Below are 2,810 nucleotides of genomic sequence, written 5' to 3'. Positions count from 1 at the left end.
GGCGGTACGTCACTGTGCCGCGCGGTGTGGGGGCGTCGTGGTGGTGGGTTGGTGGGTTAGGCGTCGCCTCCGGTGTTACCGCTGGTGCCGGCGGCGGGGTTGGTGAGGTCGTAGCGGGTGATGGCCTCTGCGGGGGCGGACCAGTCGATCTCACCGCGTTTGGCCAGCATTTCCAGGGTGCGTACGACCATCGAGTGCGCATCGATGGTGAAGTACCGGCGTGCCCCGGCGCGGGTGTCAGCGAACCCGAACCCGTCAGCACCCAACGACGCCCAGTCGTTGGGCACGTACTGGCGCACCGAGTCCGGCAACTGTGAGGTGTAGTCGCTGGTGGCGATCACCGGTCCCGTCGCCCCCGCCAACGCTTGGGTGATGTAGGGGGTGCGGGCTCCTTCACCGGGGTTGAGGAACGCCTCGTGTTCAGCGGCGTGAGCATCCCTGCGCAGGTTCGTCCAAGACGTCACCGACCACACATCGGCAGAGACCGACCATTCCTCGGCGAGGATCCGTTGGGCTTCCAACGCCCAGGGCACCCCGACCCCGGAGGCCAGCAACTGGGCGCGCGGGCCTTCGTTGGTGGCGGGTTTGAGCAGGTAGATGCCGTTGAGGATCCCGTCGACGTCGACGTCATCGGGTTCGGCGGGTTGGTGGATGGGTTCGTTGTAGACGGTGAGGTAGTACATCACGTTGTGATCCTCATCGCCTTCCCCGTACATGTGTTCGATCCCGCGTTTGACGATGTGGGCGATCTCGTACCCGTAGGCGGGGTCGTAGTGGATCACCGCGGGGTTGGTGGAAGCCAGGATCGGGGAGTGCCCGTCAGCGTGTTGCAGGCCCTCACCGGTGAGGGTGGTGCGCCCTGCGGTCGCGCCGATCACGAACCCGCGGGCCATCTGATCGGCTGCGGCCCAGAACTCATCGCCGGTGCGTTGGAACCCGAACATGGAGTAGAAGATGTACACCGGGATCATGGTTTGCCCGTGGGTGGCGTAGGAGGTGCCCGCGGCGGTGAACGCAGCGGTGGCCCCGGCCTCGTTGATCCCCGGGTGCAGGATCACCCCCTGGGCGGATTCCTTATACGCCAGCATCAGTTCGCGGTCCACGGAGAGGTAGTTCTGCCCGTTGGGGTTATAGATCTTCGCGGTCGGGAAGAACGAGTCCATCCCGAAGGTGCGCGCCTCGTCCGGGACGATGGGCACGATGCGGTGCCCGAAGTCCTTCTCCCGCATCAAATCCTTGAGGATCCGCACGAAGGCCATGGTCGTGGCCGCCAACTGTTTGCCCGAGCCCTTCTTCCCCGACGCGAAGGCCTTGTCCGAGGGCAGGGTGATCGCCTGCTGGGTGTGGGGGCGGTCCGGGAGGAACCCACCGAGTTCCTTACGGCGCTCCAACAGGTACTTGATTTCGGGGGAGTCGGGTCCGGGGTGGTAGTAGGGGGCGTTGTAGAGATCCGAGTCCAGTTGCTCATCACTGATCGGGATCCGCAGGTGATCCCGGAAGGCCTTCAGGTCTTCGAGGGTGAGTTTTTTCATCTGGTGGGTGGCGTTACGGGCCTCGAAGTGCGGACCCAACCCGTAGCCCTTGATGCCCTGGGCCAGGATCACCGTGGGCTGGCCGGTGTGCTCCACCGCCGCCTTGTACGCCGCATACACCTTGCGGTAGTCATGGGCGCCGCGCTTGAGGTTCCAGATCTGCTCATCCGTGTAATCGGCCACCAGTTCTTTGGTGGCTGCCGACCGGGCGAAGAAGTGATCGCGGACGAACCCACCGGATTCGGCTTTGAAGGTCTGGTAGTCCCCGTCCAGGGTCTCGTTCATGATCCGCACCAGCTCCCCGGTGTGATCGGCTTCCAGCAGGGCGTCCCATTCCCGGCCCCACACGACCTTGATCACATTCCACCCGGCACCGCGGAAGAACGCTTCCAACTCCTGGATGATCTTCCCGTTACCGCGCACCGGACCGTCCAGGCGTTGCAGGTTGCAGTTGATCACGAAGGTGAGGTTGTCCAACTTCTCATTCGCCGCCAACTGCAGCACACCACGGGATTCGGGTTCATCCATCTCCCCGTCCCCCAAAAACGCCCACACGTGCTGATCCGAGGTGTCCTTGATCCCACGGTTGTGCAGGTAACGGTTGAACTGGGCCTGGTAGACCGCGTTCATCGGCCCGATCCCCATCGACACGGTGGGGAACTGCCAGAAATCCGGTAAACACCGCGGATGCGGATACGAGGGCAACCCGTTCGGGGCTTGGGTCTTCTCCTGCCGGAACCCATCCAACTGCTCCTCCGTGAGCCGGCCCTCGAGGTACGCGCGGGCGTAGTTACCGGGGGAGGAATGCCCCTGGAAGAACACCTGATCCCCGCCCCCGGGATGCTGTGGTCCGCGGAAGAAGTGGTTCAACCCCACCTCATACAACGTCGCCACACCCGCATAAGAGGAGATATGCCCGCCCACGGAGACCTCGGGGCGTTGCGCGCGGTGGACCATCACCGCCGCGTTCCAGCGCAGGAAAGCCCGGTAACGGCGTTCGATCTCCTCATCCCCGGGGAACTCGGGTTCTTGGTCCACCGGGATCGTGTTCACATAATCCGAGGTCGTCACCATCGGCACACCCACCGAATGCGTGCCCGCGTGCTGCAACAACGCCCGCATCACGTACTGCGCCCGCGCGGTACCCTGCGCCTGGATCAACGCGTCAAACGACTCGATCCACTCCTGCGTCTCCTGAACATCAGCGTCCTGAAGATTATTCGTCAACCCACTCAAAATGTGGTGATTGCTGTCGGAAGACACGAGAACCTCTCTATC

The 2,810-nt window shown here is 63.6% G+C and carries 1 protein-coding gene; it reads right to left on the bottom strand.

Annotated features, from left to right (window positions below; genetic code table 11):
• Window positions 1-56: 56 nt before the first annotated feature.
• Complete coding sequence (gene aceE, locus AS25_RS11365; protein ID WP_035965217.1) at window positions 57-2,795, bottom strand: pyruvate dehydrogenase (acetyl-transferring), homodimeric type; 2,739 nt, start codon at window positions 2,793-2,795, stop codon at window positions 57-59.
• Between the last annotated feature and the right edge of the window lie 15 nt (window positions 2,796-2,810).

Source organism: Kocuria marina, assembly GCF_000786655.1.
Classification (GTDB): Bacteria; Actinomycetota; Actinomycetes; order Actinomycetales; family Micrococcaceae; genus Kocuria; species Kocuria marina_A.
Note: the sequence above shows the minus strand (reverse complement) of the source record. Positions and strands in the feature narration are given on the sequence as shown.